Source organism: uncultured Oscillibacter sp., from assembly GCF_947654275.1.
Taxonomy (GTDB): Bacteria; Bacillota; Clostridia; order Oscillospirales; family Oscillospiraceae; genus Oscillibacter.
The window spans coordinates 22,462-44,990 of the sequence record NZ_CANTJS010000014.1; the positions used below are offsets into that span (position 1 = coordinate 22,462).

General features: G+C 62.6%; 21 protein-coding genes. 16 read left to right on the top strand and 5 right to left on the bottom strand.

Going from position 1 to position 22,529, the window contains the following annotated elements:
* Nucleotides 1-62 precede the first annotated feature (62 nt).
* Both efp and Q0063_RS05455 read left to right on the top strand, forming a co-directional pair.
* Nucleotides 63-632, top strand: coding sequence for an elongation factor P (gene efp, locus Q0063_RS05450; RefSeq protein ID WP_297870965.1), 570 nt, complete (start codon nucleotides 63-65; stop codon nucleotides 630-632).
* Nucleotides 633-749: 117 nt separating this feature from the next.
* Nucleotides 750-1,202 carry a CD1247 N-terminal domain-containing protein gene (locus Q0063_RS05455; RefSeq protein WP_297870966.1) on the top strand — a complete coding sequence of 151 codons (453 nt, stop codon included), beginning with the start codon at nucleotides 750-752 and terminating at the stop codon, nucleotides 1,200-1,202.
* A 72-nt stretch (nucleotides 1,203-1,274) separates the two neighbouring features.
* On the opposite strand, the gene Q0063_RS05460 is transcribed toward Q0063_RS05455, so the two are convergent.
* Complete coding sequence (locus tag Q0063_RS05460) at nucleotides 1,275-2,531, bottom strand: S41 family peptidase (protein ID WP_297870967.1); 1,257 nt, start codon at nucleotides 2,529-2,531, stop codon at nucleotides 1,275-1,277.
* A 291-nt stretch (nucleotides 2,532-2,822) separates the two neighbouring features.
* On the opposite strand from Q0063_RS05460, the gene Q0063_RS05465 reads away from it, so the two are divergent.
* On the top strand, nucleotides 2,823-3,077 hold the full coding sequence (locus Q0063_RS05465; protein WP_297870968.1) for an HPr family phosphocarrier protein: 255 nt from the start codon (nucleotides 2,823-2,825) through the stop codon (nucleotides 3,075-3,077).
* A gap of 377 nt (nucleotides 3,078-3,454) precedes the next feature.
* Here Q0063_RS05465 and Q0063_RS05470 read toward each other — a convergent pair whose 3' ends face one another.
* The 4 genes from Q0063_RS05470 to Q0063_RS05485 all read right to left on the bottom strand — a co-directional run bounded on the left by Q0063_RS05470 (nucleotide 3,455) and on the right by Q0063_RS05485 (nucleotide 8,729).
* Nucleotides 3,455-5,623, bottom strand: a complete 2,169-nt coding sequence (locus Q0063_RS05470; protein WP_297870969.1) for an S-layer homology domain-containing protein — start codon at nucleotides 5,621-5,623, stop codon at nucleotides 3,455-3,457.
* A gap of 160 nt (nucleotides 5,624-5,783) precedes the next feature.
* Nucleotides 5,784-6,362: a 5'-deoxynucleotidase gene (gene yfbR / locus Q0063_RS05475; RefSeq protein ID WP_297870994.1), complete on the bottom strand. Its 579-nt coding sequence runs from the start codon at nucleotides 6,360-6,362 to the stop codon at nucleotides 5,784-5,786.
* Nucleotides 6,363-6,580: 218 nt separating this feature from the next.
* A complete protein-coding gene (gene mtaB, locus Q0063_RS05480; protein ID WP_297870970.1) occupies nucleotides 6,581-7,939 on the bottom strand; it encodes a tRNA (N(6)-L-threonylcarbamoyladenosine(37)-C(2))-methylthiotransferase MtaB in 1,359 nt (452 codons plus the stop codon).
* A gap of 310 nt (nucleotides 7,940-8,249) precedes the next feature.
* Nucleotides 8,250-8,729 (bottom strand): hypothetical protein, encoded by a 480-nt coding sequence (locus Q0063_RS05485; RefSeq protein WP_297870971.1) that lies wholly within the window; start codon nucleotides 8,727-8,729, stop codon nucleotides 8,250-8,252.
* A gap of 174 nt (nucleotides 8,730-8,903) precedes the next feature.
* Here Q0063_RS05485 and Q0063_RS05490 point away from each other — a divergent pair, with 174 nt between their 5' ends.
* From Q0063_RS05490 to Q0063_RS05545, 13 genes are all read left to right on the top strand, one after another.
* Nucleotides 8,904-10,031, top strand: coding sequence for a cysteine desulfurase family protein (locus Q0063_RS05490; protein ID WP_297870972.1), 1,128 nt, complete (start codon nucleotides 8,904-8,906; stop codon nucleotides 10,029-10,031).
* A 374-nt stretch (nucleotides 10,032-10,405) separates the two neighbouring features.
* Nucleotides 10,406-11,809, top strand: coding sequence for an MATE family efflux transporter (locus Q0063_RS05495; protein WP_297870973.1), 1,404 nt, complete (start codon nucleotides 10,406-10,408; stop codon nucleotides 11,807-11,809).
* Nucleotides 11,810-11,908: 99 nt separating this feature from the next.
* The gene (locus tag Q0063_RS05500; protein ID WP_297870974.1) at nucleotides 11,909-12,742 is read left to right on the top strand and encodes a putative RNA methyltransferase; all 834 of its coding nucleotides are present in this window, start codon (nucleotides 11,909-11,911) and stop codon (nucleotides 12,740-12,742) included.
* Nucleotides 12,743-12,823: 81 nt separating this feature from the next.
* The gene (locus Q0063_RS05505; protein ID WP_297870975.1) at nucleotides 12,824-13,879 is read left to right on the top strand and encodes a hypothetical protein; all 1,056 of its coding nucleotides are present in this window, start codon (nucleotides 12,824-12,826) and stop codon (nucleotides 13,877-13,879) included.
* A 120-nt stretch (nucleotides 13,880-13,999) separates the two neighbouring features.
* Nucleotides 14,000-14,701, top strand: a complete 702-nt coding sequence (locus Q0063_RS05510) for a cysteine hydrolase family protein (protein WP_297870976.1) — start codon at nucleotides 14,000-14,002, stop codon at nucleotides 14,699-14,701.
* A gap of 325 nt (nucleotides 14,702-15,026) precedes the next feature.
* Nucleotides 15,027-15,929: a myo-inosose-2 dehydratase gene (gene iolE, locus Q0063_RS05515; protein WP_297870977.1), complete on the top strand. Its 903-nt coding sequence runs from the start codon at nucleotides 15,027-15,029 to the stop codon at nucleotides 15,927-15,929.
* A gap of 143 nt (nucleotides 15,930-16,072) precedes the next feature.
* A complete protein-coding gene (locus tag Q0063_RS05520; protein ID WP_297870978.1) occupies nucleotides 16,073-16,873 on the top strand; it encodes a 5-deoxy-glucuronate isomerase in 801 nt (266 codons plus the stop codon).
* A 44-nt stretch (nucleotides 16,874-16,917) separates the two neighbouring features.
* Entirely contained in the window at nucleotides 16,918-18,846 is a 1,929-nt protein-coding gene (iolD, locus tag Q0063_RS05525; protein ID WP_297870979.1) for a 3D-(3,5/4)-trihydroxycyclohexane-1,2-dione acylhydrolase (decyclizing), read from the top strand.
* A 3-nt stretch (nucleotides 18,847-18,849) separates the two neighbouring features.
* Nucleotides 18,850-19,062, top strand: a complete 213-nt coding sequence (locus Q0063_RS14710) for a PF20097 family protein (RefSeq protein ID WP_367180338.1) — start codon at nucleotides 18,850-18,852, stop codon at nucleotides 19,060-19,062.
* Between the two features lie 21 nt (nucleotides 19,063-19,083).
* Complete coding sequence (locus Q0063_RS05530; protein WP_297870980.1) at nucleotides 19,084-20,121, top strand: Gfo/Idh/MocA family protein; 1,038 nt, start codon at nucleotides 19,084-19,086, stop codon at nucleotides 20,119-20,121.
* Between the two features lie 202 nt (nucleotides 20,122-20,323).
* The gene (locus tag Q0063_RS05535; protein ID WP_297870981.1) at nucleotides 20,324-21,016 is read left to right on the top strand and encodes an iron-sulfur cluster assembly scaffold protein; all 693 of its coding nucleotides are present in this window, start codon (nucleotides 20,324-20,326) and stop codon (nucleotides 21,014-21,016) included.
* 18 nt (nucleotides 21,017-21,034) lie between these two features.
* The gene (locus Q0063_RS05540; protein ID WP_297870982.1) at nucleotides 21,035-22,033 is read left to right on the top strand and encodes a GGGtGRT protein; all 999 of its coding nucleotides are present in this window, start codon (nucleotides 21,035-21,037) and stop codon (nucleotides 22,031-22,033) included.
* A gap of 110 nt (nucleotides 22,034-22,143) precedes the next feature.
* Entirely contained in the window at nucleotides 22,144-22,479 is a 336-nt protein-coding gene (locus Q0063_RS05545; RefSeq protein ID WP_297870983.1) for a DUF3795 domain-containing protein, read from the top strand.
* Nucleotides 22,480-22,529 lie beyond the last annotated feature (50 nt).

The window sequence follows — 22,529 nt, forward strand, 5'->3', positions numbered from 1 at the left end:
GAGAGAACATGCCCTCCTTGCGGGCCGTTTTCTCGTACAAGATTTGTGAGGAGGATACAACTATGCCTACAATTTCCGCCGGCGAGTTCCGGAAGGGTATGATTTTCGAGATGGAGGGCAAGCCCATGCTGGTGGTGGACTTCCAGCACGTCAAGCCCGGCAAGGGCGCGGCCTTTGTCCGCACCAAGTACAAAAACGTCATCACCGGAGCCATCCGTGAGGAATCCTTCAACCCCACCGCCAAGTTTGAGCAGGGCAGCGTGGAGCGTAAGGACGCCGAATACAGCTACAACGACGGCGACCTGTACTATTTCATGGACCCGGAGACCTTTGACATGTCCCCCCTGAACCGGGACGTTCTGGGAGACGGCTTCAAGTTCGTGAAGGAGAACACCGTCTGCAAGCTGGTGAGCTACAAGGGCAGCGTCTTCACCGTGGAAGTGCCCAACTTCATGGACCTGGTGGTCACCGAGACCGAGCCCGGCGTCAAGGGCGACACCGCCACCAATGTTACCAAAAAGGCCACCCTGGAGACCGGCGCTGTGATCCAGGTGCCCCTGTTCATTGACGAGGGGGAGAAAATCCAGGTGGACACCCGGACGGGCGAATACCTGGGCCGCTGCAAGGAGTAAGCGTTCGCGCGGAAGGGGGGGAGTTCATCCCCCCTTTAGATTCCCCTTTCCCAGGGGGAGCAAAACCATCCCTTTTCATCACCTGTACGAGTCTAATCAAAAAGGAGGTTTTTGACAATGGAAATCACTGAGAAGGTTGCCTATCTGAAGGGCCTGGCCGAGGGCATGAAGCTGGACAGCAAAAAGGAACGGAAGCTGCTGAGCGTCATCATCGACGTGCTGGAGGACATGGCGCTGGAGCTGTCGGATCTGAAGGAGAATCAGGATGAGCTCTATGACGGCCTGGACGCCGTCAGCGACGATCTGGAGGACGTAGAGGACCTGATTTATGGGGAAGAGGATGACGAGGACAGCGAATATGAGCTGGACGATCTGGAGGACGGCGAGGACTGCTACGCCACCACCTGCCCCACCTGTGAAGAGATCATCTATTTTGACGAGTCCGTTCTGGAGGACGGCATGGTGATCTGCCCCAACTGCGGCGAGCATCTGGAATTCGACCTGGACAGCCTGGACGAAGAAGACGACGAGACTGACGAGGACGAGGCGGATGAGGACGACGAGGACTGAGGTCTCTGTCCGCCGGCAATGGCAATGAGTCAAAAAAGGACCTGCCCGTAGGGGCAGGTCCTTTTGTTTGGCTCAGGCGGTCCGGTTGTTCTTCCGGATGGTCCGAAGGGCGGTAATCAGCGCCGGTTCCCCGGCGGGAGAGAGGACGTCCGGCGTGGTGCCCGCCTCCTCGCTGCTGGAGCCGTCGGGATTCAGGCCGTACATCATGGTGTATTGAATCAGGATGCCGCTGTTGGGCAGGCGCATCATCACCGGGTCCAGGGCCCCGATGCCGTCGCCGCTGGTCTTCTGTCCCACCAGAGTGGCAAAGCCCGTGGCCTGGCAGAAAACGGAAAAGGACTCGCTGGCGGAGTACACCATGGGGCCCACCAGCAGCCACACCCGGCCATGGAAGGCCGCCCGCTCCGCCGCCGGTTCCACGTGCAGGGTGCTCTCCACAAAGTGGGTGGCGGCCTCCAGCCCGTCCCGCTCCAGCTTCGGCAGGTCCGGCAGCTCCGAGATGGGATGGAGGTCCGAGGGGGCGAAGACGTTGTCGATGTAGGGCCGGTTGTTTTCGCTGTCCGCAAGCAGGGCGTAGTTGGTGCAGGACAGGGGGACGTCTGTCAGGGGGGCCGTGAGAAGGTTCTGCCAGTAGCCCTCGTTTCCGCCGCTGTTGTCCGTCAGGTCGATGATGAGGTCCGTGCAGTCTCCGGCGGCGTTGTAGAAGTCCCGGATGGCCTGGGCCTCCTTTTGATAGTCCGGGTCGTAATCCGCGAGAAAGTCGTCCACCTTCAGATAGGCGATGCCCTCCTCCGGCAGCAGGAGGGTGTGGAGGTTTTCCCCCGTCTCTCCGCCGCTCCAGGAGCCGACGCCCTCATCTCCCAGGGCGTCCAGATAGGCCTTCAGCCTGGCGTACTGGTCCTCTGAGGCCTCGGTCAGCTCCTTCCACCGCTCCCGGCCTGTGGTGTCCTCTGTCCGGCACCAGTCCAGCATCTCATAATAGTCCCCCGGTTCGATGATCCAGAGGTGTCCGTAGGACCCCAGGCGGTAGAGGGAGCTGTAAACGGCGGAGTAGAAGGCCTGGTCGCTGTCGCTCTCCTCAATGAGCTCCCGGTACTCCCGGAAGATGTCTTCCGCCGGGTCGTCCGGGTTCTCCCGGTCCCGCAGGCCCAGGCAGAGATAGCTGTCCTTCAGGGTGTTCACAAAGTAGTCGTAGTCCTCCAGCCGCTGTTCCTGGGTCAGGCCCAGGGCGTTTTTCAGGGCCGGGTTGCTCTCCGGCTCCGCCGGGGCGGCGCAACCGCTTAAAAGCAGGCAGAGGGCCAGCAGGGCCGCGCGGATCGGTTTGTTCATACTTGTTCGTCTCCTTTTTATGATGGGGCGGGCGCTCAGAGATATTACGGGATACCCGCTCCGTTTTCTTCAGCCTCCGGAAGCTGTTTCCAGAATAGCAGAAAATTCTTACGAACGACCGGACAAAAATCTTAAGACTTTCTTACAATTTCAAAGGGGAGGCAAAGGAGTTTCCCGTACAGAGCTCACAAAAATGCAGTTCGGGCCTCTCACTTCTTTAATAAAAGCTGGAAACTGGCTGGAAATGTGGTATACTTGTCCCTATCAATTTTCGCGGAACGGAGTGGGTCGATGAAACGAACAGTTGAAGTACAGATTCCAGAGGACCAGGTCAACCAGGCCGCCACCATGTTTATCAAGACGGCCAATGAGTTTACCAGCTACATCCTGGTCACCCGGAACGGCAACAGTGTCAACGCCAAGAGCCTGCTGGGCTTCCTGTCTCTGGGCATGCGGAGCGGCGTGGAAGCGGAGCTGTCGGCAGAGGGCGGCGACGCGGAAGAGGCTTTGGAGGCACTGGCCGGGATTTTGGAGCATCGGGTCTGAGGAAGAGGCCCGGGAAAGAGGACGGCCCGCGCCGGAGAGGGGGCGCGGCATCCGTCAAAAGCCCGTCAGACAAGCGCCGGTCTGCCTTTCGGCAGATCGGCGCTTTGTTCCCGGAATCGGAAAAAGGCCCCCGGCAGTATAACCTGCCGGGGGCCTTCGTTTTTGCTTGTCTGCCGCTGTCCGGGCGTATAGTCACCGCAGTTGAAAAGAAGCATCCGCTTCTTTTCAACAAGTGCGGCGATGATTCGCCGCACAGGCCGTAAAACGGCCTTGCGGTGGACTTCATAGTCAGCACAGGGGGTTTTTTCCTCACCCGTCAGCGGCTCCGCCGCTGTTTGAAAATCGGTATCTGCCGATTTTCAACTGTGCTGACTATATCAGACCGCCCGCTCCAGCAGGCGGCAGAGCATGAAGGCGGCTTCGCCCCGGCTGGCGGTCCGGGTCCCGTGATAGGTCCCCCTGGCCATGCCCAGGGCCTGGGCCATGGCGGCATAGCCCAGCCCGGAGGCGGGGATGCTGTCCTTGTCGGTGTAGCTTACCGTGTAGATGCCGCTGAGGCGGGCGGCGGGACCATAGTCCGCGTCGTCCAGCAGCAGCTTTACCAGCTCGGCACGGGTAACGGGGGCGTCGTCGGCCCGCTCCGCCGGGGTCAGCAGGCCCCGGGCGTAGGCGTCGGAATAGAGGGCGTCCCGTTCCTCCCCGGTGGCGGTCTCCGGGTCCATCCGCCAGAACCGCAGGCTCCCCAGCAGGCAGATCAGGTCCCACTGGGTCAGGGTCTTGCCGGGGCGGAACACGCCGCCGTCATAGCCCACGCCGTACCGGGCCAGCTTTTCAATGTCCGCCTGCCAGGTACTGCCGGAAAGGTCGCTGTAGGAGATGTCGGAACGGTCGGGGTACTTCTGGAATACGGGCTTTCCGCTCCTGGCGTCGACGCCCAGGCAGGCCTCCTCCCGCTCCAGGGCATAGGTCAGGCGGAGGACGTGGAAGTAGTCCATGCCCTGCCGGATGGCCCTGGCCTGGAGGGGGTCGGCTTCGTCCATCTTCTGGGGAACCAGCCGGTAGGCCAGGACGGTGTCATAGGTACCCATCCAGGCGTCCAGGGCGGCGCTTTCGGAGATGACGCCCTCGGGGGAGGGGAAGGTCAGGTCCTCGTCCCAGGTCCGGTAAAAACGGTGTACGGAGCCGTCCGCAGAGTCGATGTCCACGCTGTAGGCATTGGCGGGGAAGAAGCAGCCGTTGACCCTCCGGGCAAAGGTGAAGCTATAGCTGGGGGAGCCGTCGGCGGTCTGGTCCTCGCTGTCGTAGAGTGCCAGGGCCTCCGTCCGGTCCGGCGCAATGGCCTTCAAAAAGGTCAGGGCCTTTTCCTGGGCCTGGTCTGCCGTCAGTTTCGCCTCCCGGCCCCAGGGGGCGGAGGAGTAAACCCGCCGGATTTCGCCGGTGCGGGCGTCCACGGTGACGGTGCGGGTAGAGACATCTTTTTCCGCGCCGCGGCGGTAGCGCAGGGTGCAGAGGACGGCCTCCGTTTCGTCCTCCTTCTCCAGCGTGTAGGAGGAGGAAGAGAGGGTCCAGCCCTGGAGGCCGAGGCCGGAGAGGGCCCGGAGGGCTTTGTCCAGCTCTTCGGCGGGGCGGACGCCCTTCAGCTTTTCCACCCCCGCCAGCTCGGCGGCGGAGAGGGATTTTGCGCTGCCGTTTTCCGTGGTCATGGGGACGTCTGCCGCGGCGTCCTCGGCCATGCCGCCGGCGGCGGAGGCGAGGCGGCGGCGCATCTTCTCCCGCAGCTCCGTCAGGTCGATGAGGTCCCCGGTGTCGGCGCCGGCATAGAAGGTGTGCAGGTCCGCCTCCGGCACGTAGCGGAGCACGGCGGCGCCGTCCTCGTCCAGGACGTATTCCAGTTTCAGCCCCAGCGTCTGTTTCAGGGCCCCGGCGGCCTGGGCTTGGGAGACGCCGGCCTCATTGCCGGGGACAGAGCCCAGGAAGGTGGTCTGCCGGGCGTCCCGCCGGAAGCTGGTCACCCGGCCGTCATTCACGCGGATGCTGTAGCTCAGGGGAGAGGGCAGGCCGTTTAACAGCAGCGTGCCGGAAAAGCGGATGCCGGAGCTGTTCAGCTGGCCGGCTCCCTGGGGCGTCTCCAGCTCCGCTTGCTCCATGGGGTCCAGGACCTTGCTCAAAAAGGCCTTCGCCGTTTCCCGGGCGTTTGCCTGCTCCTCCTCCGCCGGGAAGACGGGGAAGTCTCCGCTCCGGGCGACGGGGACGGCGATGTTGCCGTTGAGCTGGTACTGGATGACGGTGCCGTCCTCCAGAGCCTCCACCGTCAGGTTCTCGCCGTCCTTCCCGCCGGTCCACCGCAGCGTCCAGATGGGGACCAGCTCCTCATAGCAGTCGCCGCTGAACGCCTCATATGCGTCGGTGTCCAGATCCAGCACGGTTTTCACCGCCTGGGTCACCCTGGCCAGGCGGGCCTGGGTGTCGTCCTCTGCCGCGGCGGCGGGCAGGGCCAGAGCCGCCATAAGCGAGGCGGTCAAAAGCAGGGAAAGCATGCGTTTCATAATCATCCCTCCTGTGTAGAGTTGAGAGTGCGGAGACTGTCCGGTGGGCCTCTTTGCCTCCGCCGCTGACTCTCTGTTGTTTGTTATGACGGAGAAAACGGAGAAAAGTTCCCGGCTGAACCCAAAAATCTCCACTCTTGTCTCTTCACTCTCAACTCTCTTATTTCAGCTCGTCCAGGGTCAGGGAAAAGCTGTCCAGAAAGACCTCCAGGAAATAATCCACTTCCGGCAGCGCCATGGCCTCCAGAGCCCGGCGGGTCTGGGCGGCGGCCTCCCGGAACTCGGTGTTGCCGGCCTTCAGCTCCTCCAGGCACTTGATGTGGGCGGAGAGCTTGTCTGCCGCCTTCACCAGGACCTCCGTCTCCGGGTCTACCTCTGTCAGAAGGGGGACGTACCAGCTCCGGAGATCCTCCGGCAGCATGTTCAGCAGCTTCCGGTCCGCCACCGCCTCCACGTCCTGATAGGCGCTGCGGATGGTGGGGTTGTCATATTTGATGGGGGTGGGCATATCCCCGGTGAGAATTTCGCTGGCGTCGTGGAACAGGGCCGCCGCCGCCACGGCGCTGGGGGCCGCCTCCCCCAGAAAGACCTCCCTGCGGATCACCGCCAGAGCGTGGGCCAGGACGGCCACCTGGTGGCTGTGCTCCTGGACGTTCTCCGGAGCGGTGTTGCGCATCAGGGCCCAGCGCTGAATGAAGCGCATCCGGGAAATATAGGCGAAAAAGTGGCTCTTCTGCATCCGGCCGGTTTTGGGAAGCCCCGCTTTCCTGCCGGAGATTTTTTCGCCGCCCTTCTTTTCCGCCTGCTCCTCAGAAGCGGCGGTCTCCTGTCCGCAGTCCTGGTCCGGGACGGCGGTCTCCATGCCGTCCTCCTCCTCCGGGGCGGCGGTTCCCATTCCGCCCTCTCCATCGGGGACGGCTGTCTTCTCCAGCTCTTTTTCCTGTCCGCCGTATCCGCTCATGTCGCTTCCTCCTCAATTTCTCCCAATAATATGCTGTCGCCAACGCCGGTAATCCGGACGTTTTTGATTTGATTATGCAGGTCCCGCCCCTCCGCCGGCACAAGGACCCCGGCGTAGTTCCCGGCGTGGCCGAAGAAGCCTCCCGCTTTGGGCTGCTCGAAGAGGACGGAATGGACCTCGCCCACACAGCCCTCCAGATAGGCCCGGCGCAGCTCCGCCGCCACGGCTCCGGCCCGGCGGGCCCGCTCCTCCCGGACGGGAACCGGAATCTGCTCCAGGTCCGCCGCCGGGGTTCCGGGCCGGACGGAGTAGGGGAAGACGTGAATCCGGGCAAAGCCGCATTTCCGGAGAAAGGCCAGGGTTTCCTCGAATTCCTCCTCAGTCTCGCCGGGAAAACCGGTAATCAGGTCCGTGGTGACGGCGGGACGGCGGAAGGTCTGATTCAGCAGCTCCACGGACTCGAAATACCGGACGGTGTCGTACTTCCGGTTCATCCGCTTCAGGGTGGCGTCGCACCCGCTTTGCAGGGACAGGTGGAACTGATGGCACAGGTCCGGCAGCACGGACGCCCGGCGGCAGAAGGCCGGCGTGACGGTTCTGGGCTCCAGACTGCCCAGCCGGAGACGCACGCCGGGGACGGCGGCGCTGAGGGTCTCCAGCAGGTCCATAAGGGTCAGCCCCGGGCCCAGGTCCCGGCCCCAGGAGGAAATCTCGATGCCGGTGAGAACGATTTCCTGATAGCCCCGGTTCTTCAGCTCCGCCGCCTGAACCGCCGCCTCCTCCATAGACAGGGACCGCACCGGCCCCCTAGCATAGGGGATGATGCAGTAGGAGCAGAAATTGGTGCAGCCGTCCTCTACCTTCAAAAGGGCCCGGGTCCGGCCCTCCATCCCGCCGGCGGGGAGCCATTCAATGTGGCGGCGGGCAAAGGGGGAGTCGAAGGACTCCAGGGCTCCGGGTTCCGGGGACGTCCCGGAAGCCTCCGCCTCCTGCCGGGGGCTGTTCGCCGCCGCCCGGGCCTCCGCCGCCCGCTCCAGCAGGTGGAGGAAGCCCATCCGGTCTCCGGAGCCCCCCAGCACGTCTGCGCCCAGGGTCCGGGCCTCTCCGGCGTGGGTCTGGGTGTAACAGCCGCACACGGCTACAATGGCCTCCGGGTGCTCCCTGCGGATGCGGCGGACAATCTGCCGGGATTTCTGGTCGCTGACGGCGGTGACGGAGCAGGTGTTGACCACATAGGCGTCGGCCTCCTGGCCGAAGTCCGTGATCTCGTGGCCCCGGGCCTGCAGCTCCCGTTCCATGGCCTGGGTCTCGTACTGATTCACCTTGCAGCCCAGGGTGTAAATGGCAACTCTCATGGGGATTCGTTCCTCATTTCCTTGATGATGTCAGGGCCGTGCCCGTTCCAGGGAACGGGTGCAGCCGAAGCACTGCCTGAACAGGGCCCGCCCCACATACCTCCGGTACTGGCGGCAATCGCCCCATCTGTAATATTCATTCCAATATAGTAAACGCAGCTGAAAAAGCACAGAGCGCTTTTTCAGTCAGCGGGGCATTGGCCCGCTGACGCGCGAGGCGCGTGCGTTTTCTATGAAGTCAAGCGCACAGGGCCGCCCTGCGGCCCGAACCGCCGAGGCGGTTCCTTGAAAAGAATCCTCCGGATTCTTTTCAACTGCGCTGGCTATAACTTACCATGCGGGCGTGGACATATAAAAAACGGGGGAGATTCAGGAGGCACAGCTCCGCATAGGCCGCCGTGTCCCGGTCCCGGAGGCGGCTGTACACCAGTTCCAGAATCTGGACAACATATTCGCCGCAGATTTCCACGACATAGGGCAGGGCCCACTCCGGCGGCTCCCCGTCCAGAAGGGCCTGAATGTGCCGCTGGCGGACATAGCCGTCACAGCTCCGGGAGAAGAGGCAGTGAAGCATGGCGGCCTGAACCGGCGGCAGCCCGGCGGCGTCCGGAGAATCCGGCAGATAGACCCGGTAGGGAAAGCGGAGGGTCTCGCCGCCGGGGAGACGCCAGGAGCAAAGCGCCTCAGCGGTCATGAAACGCCCCGTAGGGCAGAGGCTCCGAAGCTCCAGCCGCTCTTCCAAAGCGGCGGCGTCCCGCTCCAGCGCCCGGGGAAACGCGGACTGAAACATGGCGGGCCGCCTCCTTCCGGTTTGTTGGCTGTTTTTCTGCTTTGGGTCTTGCGCTTTTGGACAATCCTTTATATAATAGATGGACTTTGACTGACATGGGATGTACACAGCCGAAACCGGCCCCCATTATTATACCTGTATTTCTGCCCCAGGGCAAGAGGAAAGGAGCGCTCCGTGATTTATTTGGACTATGCCGCCACCGCGCCGGTGCCCAGGGCCGTGGCCGACGCCATGTATGAGGTGCTGGCCGGGCAGCACGGCAATCCCAGCTCCCAGTATCCCGCCGGGCTGGAGATGAAAAAACGGGTGGAGGGCTGGCGGAAAATCGTGGCCGCCGCCATGGACTGCCCGCCGGAACGGCTCTTTTTCACCTCCTGCGGCACCGAGGGAGACAACTGGGCCATCCGGGCCGCCGTGTGGCAGAACCGCCACATGGGACGGCACATCGTCACCACGGCGGTGGAGCACAGCGCCGTGCTGGAGTGCTGCAGGCAATTGGAGCAGGAGGGCTGTGAAGTGACCCGCCTTGCCCCGGACGGAGAGGGGAACATCACTGCCGCCCAGGTGCTGGAGGCGGTGCGCCCCGACACGGCTGTGGTTTCCGTCATGATGGTGAACAACGAGCTGGGAACCGTCTTCCCCATCGGGGAGATCGCCCGGGGCCTGGGGGCGAAGAATCCCAAAACCCTTCTCCACACCGACGCGGTTCAGGGCTTTCTGGCCTTCTCCGCCAGGAATCTGGGGGCGGATTTTGTCAGCGTTTCCGCCCATAAGATCGGCGGTCCCAAGGGCGTCGGGGCCCTGTACATCGGCCCCCGGGTGAAAAATCCCCGGCCCCTCCTGCCCGGCGGCGGGCAGGAATCCGGCCTCCGGGCGGGCACCGAGGCCACGGCCCAGATTGCCGGCTTCGCCAGGGCGGCGGAGCTGCGCATGGAGACCCGCCAGAGGGACCGGGAGCACCTTCAGGCCCTGAAAGCCCATGCCGTCGAGGCGCTGTCAAGTATTCCTGATTTACAGATCATCGGCGCCGGCGGGGCCCCTCATATTCTGCCGGTCTCTCTCGTGGGCTGGCCCAGCCAGAATATTGTCAACGACCTGGGCAGTCAGGGCATCTGCGTTTCCGCCGGGTCCGCCTGCCACCAGGGGAAGCCCAGCCACGTCGTTGCCGCCCTGAAGCTGCCGAAGCGGACGGCCTCCGGGGTGATCCGGATCAGCTTCGGCCCGGAGACGGCGGTGGAGGAGATCGACGCCTGTGCCCAGGCCCTCCGGCGGCACCATGATACGAGGATGCCCATGCTGTGAGTAGAGTTGAGAGTTGAGAGAGGAGAGTGGAGATGAAAGCCGGCTGCTTTGCCCGTTGTCCCATATCTTCACTCTCCACTCTTCACTCTCCGCTCTGAAAAAAGTTGAGAGAGGAGAGTGGAGATAAAAGCCGGTTGCTTTGCCCGCTGTCCCGTATCTTCACTCTCCACTCTGAAAAAAGTTGAGAGAGGAGAGCGGAGATGAAAGCCGGCTGCTTTGCTCGTTGTTCCTTATCTTCACTCTCCACTCTTCACTCTCCACTCTGAAAAAAAGTTGAGAGAGGAGAGCGGAGATGAAGGCCGGTTGCTTTGCCCGTTGCCCCTTATCTTCACTCTCCACTCTTCACTCTCCACTCTGACATAAAGAGGTATGTTATGTTCACTTCCCTCCGCCGTGAGCCGGGCTTTTACAAACGGCTCTTCAAGCTCTCCCTGCCTATGATTCTGCAAAACCTCATCACCTTTTCCCTGGGGCTGATCGACACCTTCATGGTCAGCCAGCTGGGCAACGAGGAGATGGCGGCTGTGACCAGCGCCAACGTGCCGGTGTTTATCCTCACCAGCACCATTTTCGGCGTCCAGAGCGGCCTGGGCATCCTGGTGAGCCAGTATTGGGGCAGGGGGGACACGCAAAGCATCAGCCGGGCCCTGGGGGTAGCCTCCATCATCGGCGGGGCCATCACCCTGATACCGGCAGTCGTGTTCTTCTGCTTCCCCGTGGAGGTGATGGACCTGCTGAGCAACCGCCACGACCTGAGCCTCCTGGGCGCGCCCTATCTTAGAATCATCGGCTTTGCCTTCGTGTTCAATATGCTCTCCTCCATCTATGCCAGCGCCATGCGGTCGGTGGAGAATCCAACATTCGGCATGAAGCTCTTTGGCTTTTCCACCATTTTGAATACGGGGCTGAACTATCTGCTGATTTTCGGCCACGGCGGCTTCCCCGCTCTGGGGGTGGCCGGGGCGGCCATTGCCACGCTGCTGGCCCGTGTCAGCGAGTTTCTGATCTGCGCCGTCTGCGCCCTGCGGAGCAGGCTGATTCCTCTGGACCTGGCGGGCTTTTTCCGGCCGGGGCGGGACATGGCGCTGCGCTTTTTGAAATACGCCTCTCCGGTGGTCCTCAACGAGGCCGTCTGGGGTCTGGGGAACTCCCTGCTCACGGTCATTCTGGGATATACGGACAACTCCGTGGAGATGCTGGCGGCCAACGCCGTCATGGGCAACCTGAACCGGCTGTTCCTGGTGGTGTGCTTTGGCCTGGGGGCCGCCACGGCGGTCATCATGGGCAAGGCCATCGGTGAGGGCCAGAGCCGGGAGAAGGTCATGGCCCTGAGCGATACGCTGATCTGGTTCACCGTTCTGGTTGGCGGCGTGCTGGCCCTGGTCTCTTTGATTCTGGTGCCCGCGGTCTTTATCCCCTTCATCTTCCCCATGTTCAAGCTTCAGGGGGAGTCCGCCGCCATTGCCGCCGCCCTGGCGGTGACGGCCTTCGCCGGGATTCCCGCCCACGCCTGCGCCATCTCCGCCGTCACCGGCATCCTCCGGGCCGGCGGGGACGTGGTCTGGTCCACGGTGCTGGACATCGCTCCGCAGTGGCTTGTCTGCCTGCCGGTGACGGCCCTGACCGCGCTGGTGCTGAAAACAGGCTGCTGGCCCATTGCCCTGGCCATTCAGCTGGACTGCCTTGTGAAGGTCCCCTTCTGCTTCTGGCGCATCCGCAGCGGGAAGTGGATCAACGACGTGACGGGAAGCGGAGACCGGAAATCCCTGAAGAAATGAGCCGTTTTTCGAGGACGCCGCGGCAGTCCGTCCGCGGACTCGAGGCCGTCCGGGAAACGGGACTTGAATCCATAACATGATGGAAGGGGGCGAGGGCCTGTGAGCCTGTTCCGCTGTCCTCTCTGCGCCGGCCCTCTGGAGCGGGAGGCGCATACATACCGCTGCCCCAATGGTCACAGCTTCGACCGGGCGAAGGAGGGCTATGTCCACCTGCTGCCCCCCAATCAAAAGCACTCCGCCAGCCCCGGCGACGACCGGGATATGGTGTCCGCCCGGCGGGAATTCCTGTCCAAAGGGTATTACCGGCCGCTGCTGGATACCCTCTGTTGTCAAATCATGTCCCTTTCCGGCGAATGTCCGGTGATTCTGGACGCCGGCTGCGGCGAAGGCTGGTATACCGCCGGCATTCTCCAGGCTCTTGCGGCAGGCGGAAAGCGGCCCCGGGCGGCGGGGACGGACATCTCCAAGCTGGCCCTTCGGACCGCCGCGAAACGGGCGAAGGAGGCGGAATTCGCCGTGGCCTCCTCCTATCGCCTGCCTCTGGCGGATGGGTCTGTGGATGTACTGCTGAACTGCTTTTCACCCCTTGCCCTGGAGGAGTTTCACCGGGTTTTGAGGCCCGGGGGAGCCTTTTTGTACGTGGTTCCCGGGCCCCTTCACCTCTGGGAGCTGAAGCAGGTCCTTTACGACCGGCCCTATCCCAACGAGGAGAAGGAAACCCCTTATGAGGGCTTCGCCTACCGGGAGATTGTGCCGGTGGAGGGGGCGGTCACCCTGGAGAGCCGGGAGGACATCCGGAACCTGTTCCATATGACGCCCTATGCCTGGAAGACCCCCAGGGCCGGAGCGGAGCGGCTGGAGGCCCTGGAGCGGCTGACGGTCCGGATATCGTTCCGCGTACACAGCTTTTCAAAAATTAGGAATCAGGAATGAGGAATTAGGAATTTTTCCGTCATTTCGGTTTTTTAATTCCTAACTCATCATTCCTCATTCCTCATTGCAGGGGGTGTGTTGATGCTCCAAAGGGAAAAAGACAGTCTGCGGCGGTATAGGTTTACGGTTTACATCCCGGCCTGCTACGAGGTGCGGCACTCCCGGGCGGAGCGGGTGGTGTGGATTCTGCTGTCCCCTCTGGCCGTTCTTCTGGCAGGATACTGCCTGATTGTCGTTCTGGGGGCGGCTGCGGCGGTGGGGCTCTGGCATGTGCTGTTCCTCTTCGACGGCTGGAAGGGGGTGGTGTTCCTGCTGGGTCTTCTGGCGGCGGCGCTGACTGCGGTGCTGCTGCTGGCGGGGCTGGCCCTCATCTGTCCCCTGCTGGCGGTGAAAAGACGCCGGGAGAGCCTGACGGTGGACGGCGAGACCCTGACCCTCCGCCGCTGGCGGCAGAGGGACAAGACCTTTACATTCTCTGATATCAGGGCGGTTCAGGCCCGTCAGGGCCGGCAGACCCTGGTTCTCCGGGACCGGGAGGGCCGGGAGCTGTGCCGCCTGTACGTGACCATGGAGGGGCTGGACATCCTGCTGGCGGACCTGCGGAGCCGCCGGGCGCTGTTCGTGGAGCGGGCCGGCGGGATGCCGGAGGTTCCGCCGCCCCTGCTGTCCCCCGGTCCCCGGAGGGAGGAGCAGGCTTTGGAGCTGCCGGCGGCGGTGCCGGGCTGGTACCGGCTTGCCTATGCCGGGGCCTTCGCCGTGATTTTTGCCGCGCTGCTGGTGTTTGCCCTGGCCGTGGCCGCCCTGGCGTTTTCCGATGGGGCGCGGGTGGAAGCCCTGTGCCTGGCGCCCTTTGTTCTGCTGGCCGTGCTGGGAATCGCCTGGGTCCGCATGGAGCGGATTGAGGTCATCGGGGACCGTATCCGCCGCCGGGACGGGCGGGGCCGGGTGACGGACTGCTCCTTTGACGACGTGGCCGCCGTCCGTATCCGAACCGCCGTCACCGGCATCGGGCCTGTATCCGGCTGCCGGCTGCTGGACCGGAAGGGGGAAACCCTGCTGGCTCCCGGCGTCGGCATGACAGGCACGGGACTGCTCCTGGCGGACCTGATTTGCCGGGGCGTGCCCTTCACCTACTGACAGAATGAGGAATTAGAAATGAGTAATTAGGAAATTTTCCCCATGTTTCAGTAATTCCTAATTCCTAACTCCTCATTCCTGATTGATACCCGATTCCTAACGAACGAAAGGAGCTTTATCATGAAGCCCAACCCTACCCGTTCCGCCTTTATCCTCATCGACATGGAAAACGGCTTTGTGGACCCCCGGGGAGGTCACTGCATCCAGGGGGCCCTGGCCACCGTTCCCGCCTGCGCCCGCGCCCTGGATCTGGCCCGGAGCAAGGGCATCCCCGTGTTCTTCGTCAAGCGGATTTACCGCTCCGACGGCAGCGACGTGGAGCTGACCCGCTACGCCGCCTGGAAGGCCGGCGGCCATGCCTGCACGCCGGCCTCTCAGGGCTTTAACAGCGCCCAGGCCCCGGAGGCCCTTCGTCCTCAGCCGGGGGACTACACCATCATCAAGCCCCGCTGGAGCGCCTTCTTCCAGACGGAGCTGGACCTGATTCTCCGGCGGCTGGATGTACAGACGGTGATTCTGGCGGGCACCACCACCCCCAACTGCGTCCGGACCACCTGCTACGACGCCATCGCCCTGGAGTACAACACCGTGGTGCTGACGGACTGCTGCTCCTCCCAGACCGAGGAGATTCAGGAGGCCAACCTGAACGACATGTGCCGTGTGGGGGCCATCCTGATGAACAGCCGTTCCTTCGCGGATTACGGCCCGGACACGGTGGAGGACCTCTCCGCCGCCATCCGGGCGGAGATGGAGGCCTCCGACGCCTTTCCCGAACCCTTCGCCCCAGGGGCCAGCGGCGCCGGCTGGGTGGACTGGTGGTGATTTTTCCCGTATTTTGGGAGCTCCCGGCAGGCGGCTGGGCCCTCCGCCGTTCAGGCACGCAGGTTTAACGGAAAAACCGGAGCCCTTCTGTCATAACCATAAAAAAAGGCCGAGGGCCTTTGGCAAAATCGGAAAAATTTCTGAGCCTGTGGGAAAAACCATTGCATTTTTCTCCGGACAATGTTAATTTTTATGTGACGAAAACGCTTACGCAGTGATGCGCCTCTGCGTTTTTGTATAAACAGACAGGACCTTTTTCCCGGGCCCGGCACGGGACCGGGGCATTGGCCCGCAAGCCGTTATTTTTCAAGGAGGTCTGATCACCATGTTTGATCCCAAAACTGTAAACCTTGGCATTGCGCCCATTGGCTGGTGCAACGACGACATGCCGGAGCTGGGCGCTGAGAACACCTTCCAGCAGATCGTCAGCGAAATGGCCCTGGCGGGCTTCACCGGCTGCGAAATCGGCAACAAGTATCCTTCCGACCCCGCCGAGCTGAAAAAGGCTCTGGACCTGCGGGGGATGCGCATTGCCAGCCGCTGGTATTCCTCCTTTATTCTGACCCGCCCCTTTGAGGAAGAGGAGAAGGATTTCATCGCCAACCTGGATTTCCTGTCCGCCGTGGGCGCCAACCGTATCAACGTCAGTGAGCAGAGCTATTCCATTCAGGGCAAAATGGACACCCCCGTCCTCACCGGAGGCCACAAACACGTGATGGACGACGCGGAGTGGGACCGCTTCTGCGACGGGCTGAACAAGCTGGGCAAAATCGCCGCCGACCGGGGCTTCAAGCTCTGCTTCCATCACCACATGGGCACCGTGGTCCAGACCAGCGAGGAAACGGACCGCATGATGGCCAACACCGACCCCCGGTATGTGTTCCTGTGCTATGACACCGGTCATTTCACCTTCGCCGGCGAGGACCCCCTGACCATGCTGAAGAAATATGTGGACCGGGTGGGCCACGTCCATCTGAAGGACATGCGGCTGCCCGTGGTGGAAGAGGCCCGGAAGAACAACTGGAGCTTCCTCCAGTCCGTGCGCAACGGCGCGTTTACCGTCCCCGGCGACGGCAATGTGGACTTCGACCCCGTGTTCAAGGTGCTCTCCGACGCCGGCTATCAGGGCTGGCTGCTGGTGGAGGCCGAGCAGGACCCCTCCAAGGCCAATCCCCTGGAGTACGCCATGAAGGGCCGGAAGTACATCCGCGAGCACACGGGACTTTAAGGTAAAGAGGGGACTCCGCCCTCTCCGCCGGGGGCCGGGACAGAGCCCGGCCCCTGTGCCGCACCCTCTGCCCTCCCTCTTTTTTCAAAAGGGGCGGCATGATGGAGCCTTTCCTACCGAAATTTATTTGGGAGATGATTCCAATGACCTATTTCAGCAAAAACAATGAACTCCAGCAGGGCTATAACGCCTACATCGACGCCGCGGCGGACGATATGGGCACTCAGATGGACGTGGGTCTGCTGGTGATGGAGGCTGGCGACGCCTTTACCTTTGAAGAGGCGGAAAAGGAAATCGCCGTGCTGCTCTTCGCCGGCAGCGTGACGTATGCCTGGGCGGGGAAGACCGTGGAGGCCGAGCGTCCCGACTGCTTCCACCACGAGGCCTACTGCCTTCTGGCGGGCCGGGGGGAGAAAATTACCCTCACAGCTAGGGCCCACAGTGAGCTGTACATCCAGAAGACCCTCAACGAAAAGCCCTTTGAGGCTGTCATGTACACCCCCGACACCGTCCAGACCCAGCACGCCGGCTGCAGCGGCGAGCTGCTGGGCTGCATGGAGCGGGAGATCAAGACCTTCTTCGACCATGACAACGCCCCCTTTTCCAACATGGTCCTGGGGGAGGTGCTGAACCACCCGGGCAAGTGGTCCTCCTATCCGCCCCATCACCATCCTCAGCCGGAGGTCTATTTCTACCGCTTCGATTATCCCCACGGATTCGGCGCGGGCTTCGCCAACGGCGAGATCTATCAGACCGGGCACAACGGTTTGGCGGTCATCACCAGCGGCTTCCACTCCCAGACCGCCGCGCCGGGCTATGCCATGTGCTACGCCTGGGGCATCCGGCATCTGGAGGGAGACCCCTGGCTGAAAACCCGCATCGACGACGAGGAGCACGCCTGGCTCTGGAAGCCCGACGCCAACGACCATATCTATCAGGGCTGATCCTGCCTCATTTCCGATTCCTAATTTAAAGGGAGGTTTTTCCAATGGACACCATTCGCTTAACCACGGCCCAGGCCATCGTGAAATTCCTGGACAATCAGTATGTCTCCATGGACGGCGTGGAGACCAAATTCGTGGAGGGCTTCTTCACCATCTTCGGCCACGGCATCGCCGTGGGCCTGGGCGAGGCTCTGGACACCAATCCCGGCTCCCTGCGGGTGATGCAGGGCCGGAACGAGCAGGGCATGTGCCACGTGGCCATTGCCTTCGCCAAGCAGAACTGCCGCAAGCGCATCATCGCCTGCGCCTCCTCCGTGGGCCCCGGCGCGGCCAACATGGTCACTGCCTGCGCCACCGCCACGGTGAACAACATCCCCCTGCTGGTCTTCCCGGCGGACACCTTCGCCTCCCGCCAGCCGGACCCCGTGCTCCAGCAGCTGGAGCAGAGCAGCAGCCTGGCCGTCTCCACCAACGACGCCTTCAAGCCCGTCTGCAAGTACTGGGACCGCGTCACCCGGCCCGAGCAGGTCATGACCGCCCTCATCAACGCCATGCGGGTTCTCACCGACCCCGCCGAGACCGGCGCCTGCTGCATCGCCCTGCCCCAGGACGTGGAGGGCGAGAGCTATGACTTCCCCACCTACTTCTTTGAAAAGCGGGTCCACCGCATCACCCGGCCCGTGGCCGTGGAAGAGGAGCTGGAGGACATCGCCGCGGTCATCGCCGGCGCCAAAAAGCCCCTGGTGATTGTGGGCGGCGGCGTGCGCTACTCCGGCGCAGGCGAGGCCGTGGAGAACTTCTGTCAGGAGTTCAACATTCCCTTCGGTGAGACCCAGGCGGGCAAGAGCGCCTGCGTGTCCAGCCATTCCATGTGCCTGGGCGGCATCGGCGTCACGGGCACCTATGCCTCCAACCATATTGCCAAGGATGCCGACGTGGTCATCGCCATCGGCTCCCGCCTCAGCGACTTCACCACCAGCTCCAAGCGGCTCTATCAGCATGAGGGCGTGAAGTTCGTCACCATCAACAACTGCCGGTTCCACGCCTATAAAATGGACGCGGTGAAGGCCATCGGCGACGCGAAGGTCACCGTCCAGGCTCTGGCGGAAAAGCTCCGGGCCAGGGGCTGGAAGTCCGCCTACACCAACGAGATTGCCGAGGCCAAGGCCGTGTGGGCCAAGGAGATGGAGCGCCTTGGCTCCATCGAGTACACCGGAGATGACTTCGATCCCATCATCAAGGCCCGGGACCCCCGGACGGTGCCCGAGTTTGTGAAGCTGACCAACGGCAAGATCACCCAGACCGCCGCTCTGGCGGCCATCCGGCGGGTCATCGACAAGGACGCCACCATCATCACCGCCGGCGGCTCCCTGCCCAGCTGCATGCAGCGGATGTGGACCACCGACAAGCGGGGCGGGTATCACGCCGAGTACGGCTATTCCTGCATGGGCTACGAGGTGGCCGCCACCCTGGGCGTGAAGTTTGCCGAGCCTGAGAACGAGGTTTACTGCGTGGTGGGCGACTCCAGCTTCCAGATGCTCCACAGCGAGATTATGACCATCCAGCAGGAAAAACAGAAGGTCAATATCCTGATTTTCGACAACTGCGGATTCGGCTGCATCAACAATCTGGAAATGAACCACGGCATCGGAAGCCTGGCCACCGAGTTCCGCTACACCGACGGCAAGAAGCCCACCGGGGACCTGATTCCCGTGGACTATGCCAAAATCGGCGAGGGCTACGGCCTGAAGAGCTACACCTGCCGGACCATTGCCGAGCTGGAGGCCGCCCTGGAGGACGCCAAGAAACAGACCGTGGCCTGCCTCTTCGACCTGAAGGTCATTCCCAAGACCATGACCGACGGCTATGAATCCTGGTGGAACGTGGGCCTGGCCGACGTGTCCGAGAAGGAGAGCGTCCGGAAGGCCTGGGAGGGCGTCAAGGCCGGCCGGGACGAGGCCCGGAAATACTGATCCATGGACTGCCCCTTCTGCGGCGCGGAAATGGAAAACGGCGTGCTGCAAAGCACACACGGAATCCACTATGATCGTAAACCCTGCTTCGCTGGCGTACCATTCAATCCCAAAGCCAGAAACGAGGCCCTCGGGCAGTCGAACGGACCGCTTCAGCCTCCGTTTATCACGGTTTCCCGGTGCCCCGCCTGTAGAAAAATCATCTTTGACTACTAAATTAAAGGAAGGTTGATTATCATGGACAAAGTTCTGAAAATCGGCATCATCGGCTGCGGCGCTATCGGCAAGGACCACTGCCGCCGCATCATCGAGACCGTCCCCGGCGCCACCGTGGTGGCCGTCTCCGACTACGTGGCCGCTGCTGCCGATGAGACCGCCGCCAAATACGGCATCAAGTCCTATGGCAATGACTGCGACGGAATGATTAAAGACCCCGACGTGGAGGCCGTGGTCATCACCTCCATTGACCCCACCCATCACGACTATGTCATGAAGACCCTGGCCGAGGAAAAATGGTGCTTCTGCGAGAAGCCCCTGAGCCAGAATGCCAAGGACTGCGAGGAGATCATCAACCGGGAGCTGGCCATCGGCAAGCGGCTGGTTCAGGTGGGCTTCATGCGCCACTATGACCGGGGCTATGCGGAGATGAAGCGCATCATCGACTCCGGCGAGATCGGCGCTCCCCTGGTGATTAAGGCCTGCCACCGGAACGTGGCCCAGGGCCCGGGCTTCAAGACCGAGAACGGCGTCACCAACGTGGCCATCCACGAGCTGGACATCTGCCGCTGGCTGCTGGACGACGAGTATGAGGACGTCCAGTGCGTCAAGGTCCGTCAGTCCGCCAACTCCGACAAGGGCTATGACAACCCCCAGGTCATGCTGATGCGGACCAAGAAGGGCTGCTTCATCGACGTGGAGGTCCAGGTGGCCGACGGCTACGGCTATGACATTCAGTGCGAGGTGGTCTGCGAGAACGGCACCGTAAAGCTGCCCGACCCCTACGCCGTGGTCCGCCGCTCCCGCCCCGCCGGCTGGGACAGCCTGAATCCCGCCGAGTCCATGCCTATCATGACCGACTGGAAGGAGCGCTTCATCGAGGCCTATGACATCGAGTTCTGCCAGTGGGTGGAGTCCGTCCACGCCGGCAAGCTCACCGGCCCCTCCAGCTGGGACGGCTATGTGGCCTGCGTGGCCGGCGACGCGCTGAACGCCTCCCGGGGCACCTCTCAGTTCCTGAAGGTGGAGACCATGGAGAAGCCGGAGCTGTATAAGTAATTCCTGAATCCTCAGAACCCGGAGACGGACCTCTGTGCCGGTCTCCGGGTTTTCTTTTAAGGGAAAGCATAAAAATTCTGACAGAGAGGACTGTCCGCTTGACAAGGTAATCGTTTACCGATATAATAAGGCCGTTCGAAAGCCCCGGAGGGCCTCACGCAAGCCCTTCGAACGAATACAAACAGGAAAGGATTGGACGACTATGATCTATTCCACCGAAGTGCAGAACATGTGCCCCGTCGCCAAGGGCGCGTACCATGGTCCCGCCCCCATACCCGAGGAGGGCAAGTGGGTCCAGGCCAAGGAAATCAAGGATATTTCCGGCCTCACTCACGGCGTGGGCTGGTGCGCCCCCCAGCAGGGCGCCTGCAAGCTGACCCTGAACGTCAAGGACGGCATCATTGAAGAGGCTCTGGTAGAGACCCTGGGCTGCTCCGGCATGACCCACTCCGCCGCCATGGCCAGCGAGATCCTCATCGGCAAGACCCTGCTGGAGGCTCTGAACACCGACCTGGTGTGCGACGCCATCAACACCGCCATGCGGGAGCTGTTCCTTCAGATTGTCTATGGCCGGACGCAGACCGCGTTCTCCGAGGGCGGCCTGCCCATCGGCGCGTCCCTGGAGGATCTGGGCAAGGGCCTGCGCAGCCAGGTGGGCACCATGTTCGGCACCAAGGCCAAGGGTCCCCGTTACCTGGAAATGGCCGAGGGCTATGTCACCCGCATCGCTTTGAACAAGGACGACGAAATCATCGGCTATGAGTTTGTGAACCTGGGCAAAATGATGGACGCCATCAAAAAGGGTACCGACGCCAATGACGCCCTGGAAAAGGCCAAGGGCTGCTATGGCCAGTTTGAGGGGGCCGCCAAGTACGTTGACCCCCGTCACGAATAAGAAAAGGAGGAATTGACAATGGCTCTGTTTGAAAGCTACGAAAGAAGAATCGAGAAAATCAATTCCGTCCTGTCTCAGTACGGAATCAAGAGCGTGGAGGAGTGCCGGGAAATCTGCCAGGCCGCCGGCTTCGACCCCTATGACATCGTCAAGGGCATTCAGCCCATCTGCTTTGAGAACGCCTGCTGGGCCTACTGCGTAGGCGCGGCCATCGCTCTGAAGAAGAACGTTGCCACCGCCGCCGAGGCCGCCGAGGCCATTGGCGAGGGTCTCCAGGCCTTCTGCATCTCCGGCTCCGTGGCCGACGACCGCAAGGTGGGCCTGGGCCACGGAAACCTGGGCGCCATGCTGCTGCGGGACGAGACCAAATGCTTCGCCTTCCTGGCGGGCCACGAGTCCTTTGCCGCCGCCGAGGGCGCCATCGGCATCGTCCGCAACGCCAACAAGGCCCGGAAGGAGCCCCTGCGGGTCATCCTCAACGGCCTGGGCAAGGACGCCGCTCAGATTATCAGCCGGATCAACGGCTTCACCTATGTGCAGACCCAGTTTGACTACGGCACCGGCGAGGTGAAGGTGGTCAAGGAAACCCGCTACAGCGAGGGAGAGCGGGCCAATGTCCGCTGCTACGGCGCGGACGACGTCCGGGAGGGCGTGGCCATCATGCACCTGGAGGGCGTGGACGTCAGCATCACCGGCAACTCCACCAACCCCACCCGGTTCCAGCATCCCGTGGCCGGCACCTATAAGAAGGAGTGTGTGGAGCAGGGCAAGAAATACTTCTCTGTGGCCTCCGGCGGCGGCACCGGCCGCACCCTGCATCCCGACAACATGGCCGCCGGCCCCGCCAGCTATGGCATGACCGACACCATGGGCCGGATGCACTCCGATGCCCAGTTTGCCGGGTCCAGCTCCGTCCCCGCGCACGTGGAGATGATGGGCTTCCTGGGTATGGGCAACAACCCCATGGTAGGCGCAACGGTTGCCGTGGCGGTTGCCGTGGCCGAGAGCAGGAAGTAACTCGACGCCTGTCTGTATCATTCGACAGAAAAAATCCCCGGAGTATTTCATGCTTCGGGGATTTTCTCCATTGATGGGACGGGCCGGGATTCGGGAGGGAAGATTCTGATATGAAAGATATGATTGCGTACTGCGGGCTGAACTGCGAGACCTGCGACGCGTACCTTGCCACCGTTCATGACGACCAGGCGCTACGGGAGAAGACCGCGAAGCTGTGGGCGGAGCTCAATCAGGCCCCCATTCTGCCTGAGCACATCAACTGCCGGGGCTGCCGCGTGGATGGAGTCAAGACGGTGTTCTGCGAACACCTGTGCGCCGTCCGGCAGTGCGCGCTGAAAAGAGGCGCGGCCACCTGCGGCAGCTGCCCGGAGCTGGAGAGCTGCCAGACCGTGGGGGCGGTCTTCGCGAACAGCCCGGACGCCCGGGAGAATCTGGCCGGTCTCTGACGGGAGGGGAGCGGACTGCGTCTCGGGGGCTTGCGGCGGCGGGAGGGCTG

Excerpts from the sequence above, each read along its gene's own strand:
- efp (WP_297870965.1), top strand. The coding sequence starts at position 63 with ATGCCTACAATTTCCGCCGGCGAGTTCCGGAAGGGTATGATTTTCGAG.
- Q0063_RS05455 (WP_297870966.1), top strand. The coding sequence starts at position 750 with ATGGAAATCACTGAGAAGGTTGCCTATCTGAAGGGCCTGGCCGAGGGC.
- Q0063_RS05460 (WP_297870967.1), bottom strand. The coding sequence starts at position 2,531 with ATGAACAAACCGATCCGCGCGGCCCTGCTGGCCCTCTGCCTGCTTTTA.
- Q0063_RS05465 (WP_297870968.1), top strand. The coding sequence starts at position 2,823 with ATGAAACGAACAGTTGAAGTACAGATTCCAGAGGACCAGGTCAACCAG.
- Q0063_RS05470 (WP_297870969.1), bottom strand. The coding sequence starts at position 5,623 with ATGAAACGCATGCTTTCCCTGCTTTTGACCGCCTCGCTTATGGCGGCT.
- yfbR (WP_297870994.1), bottom strand. The coding sequence starts at position 6,362 with ATGCAGAAGAGCCACTTTTTCGCCTATATTTCCCGGATGCGCTTCATT.
- mtaB (WP_297870970.1), bottom strand. The coding sequence starts at position 7,939 with ATGAGAGTTGCCATTTACACCCTGGGCTGCAAGGTGAATCAGTACGAG.
- Q0063_RS05485 (WP_297870971.1), bottom strand. The coding sequence starts at position 8,729 with ATGTTTCAGTCCGCGTTTCCCCGGGCGCTGGAGCGGGACGCCGCCGCT.
- Q0063_RS05495 (WP_297870973.1), top strand. The coding sequence starts at position 10,406 with ATGTTCACTTCCCTCCGCCGTGAGCCGGGCTTTTACAAACGGCTCTTC.
- Q0063_RS05505 (WP_297870975.1), top strand. The coding sequence starts at position 12,824 with ATGCTCCAAAGGGAAAAAGACAGTCTGCGGCGGTATAGGTTTACGGTT.
- Q0063_RS05510 (WP_297870976.1), top strand. The coding sequence starts at position 14,000 with ATGAAGCCCAACCCTACCCGTTCCGCCTTTATCCTCATCGACATGGAA.
- iolE (WP_297870977.1), top strand. The coding sequence starts at position 15,027 with ATGTTTGATCCCAAAACTGTAAACCTTGGCATTGCGCCCATTGGCTGG.
- Q0063_RS05520 (WP_297870978.1), top strand. The coding sequence starts at position 16,073 with ATGACCTATTTCAGCAAAAACAATGAACTCCAGCAGGGCTATAACGCC.
- iolD (WP_297870979.1), top strand. The coding sequence starts at position 16,918 with ATGGACACCATTCGCTTAACCACGGCCCAGGCCATCGTGAAATTCCTG.
- Q0063_RS14710 (WP_367180338.1), top strand. The coding sequence starts at position 18,850 with ATGGACTGCCCCTTCTGCGGCGCGGAAATGGAAAACGGCGTGCTGCAA.
- Q0063_RS05530 (WP_297870980.1), top strand. The coding sequence starts at position 19,084 with ATGGACAAAGTTCTGAAAATCGGCATCATCGGCTGCGGCGCTATCGGC.
- Q0063_RS05535 (WP_297870981.1), top strand. The coding sequence starts at position 20,324 with ATGATCTATTCCACCGAAGTGCAGAACATGTGCCCCGTCGCCAAGGGC.
- Q0063_RS05540 (WP_297870982.1), top strand. The coding sequence starts at position 21,035 with ATGGCTCTGTTTGAAAGCTACGAAAGAAGAATCGAGAAAATCAATTCC.
- Q0063_RS05545 (WP_297870983.1), top strand. The coding sequence starts at position 22,144 with ATGAAAGATATGATTGCGTACTGCGGGCTGAACTGCGAGACCTGCGAC.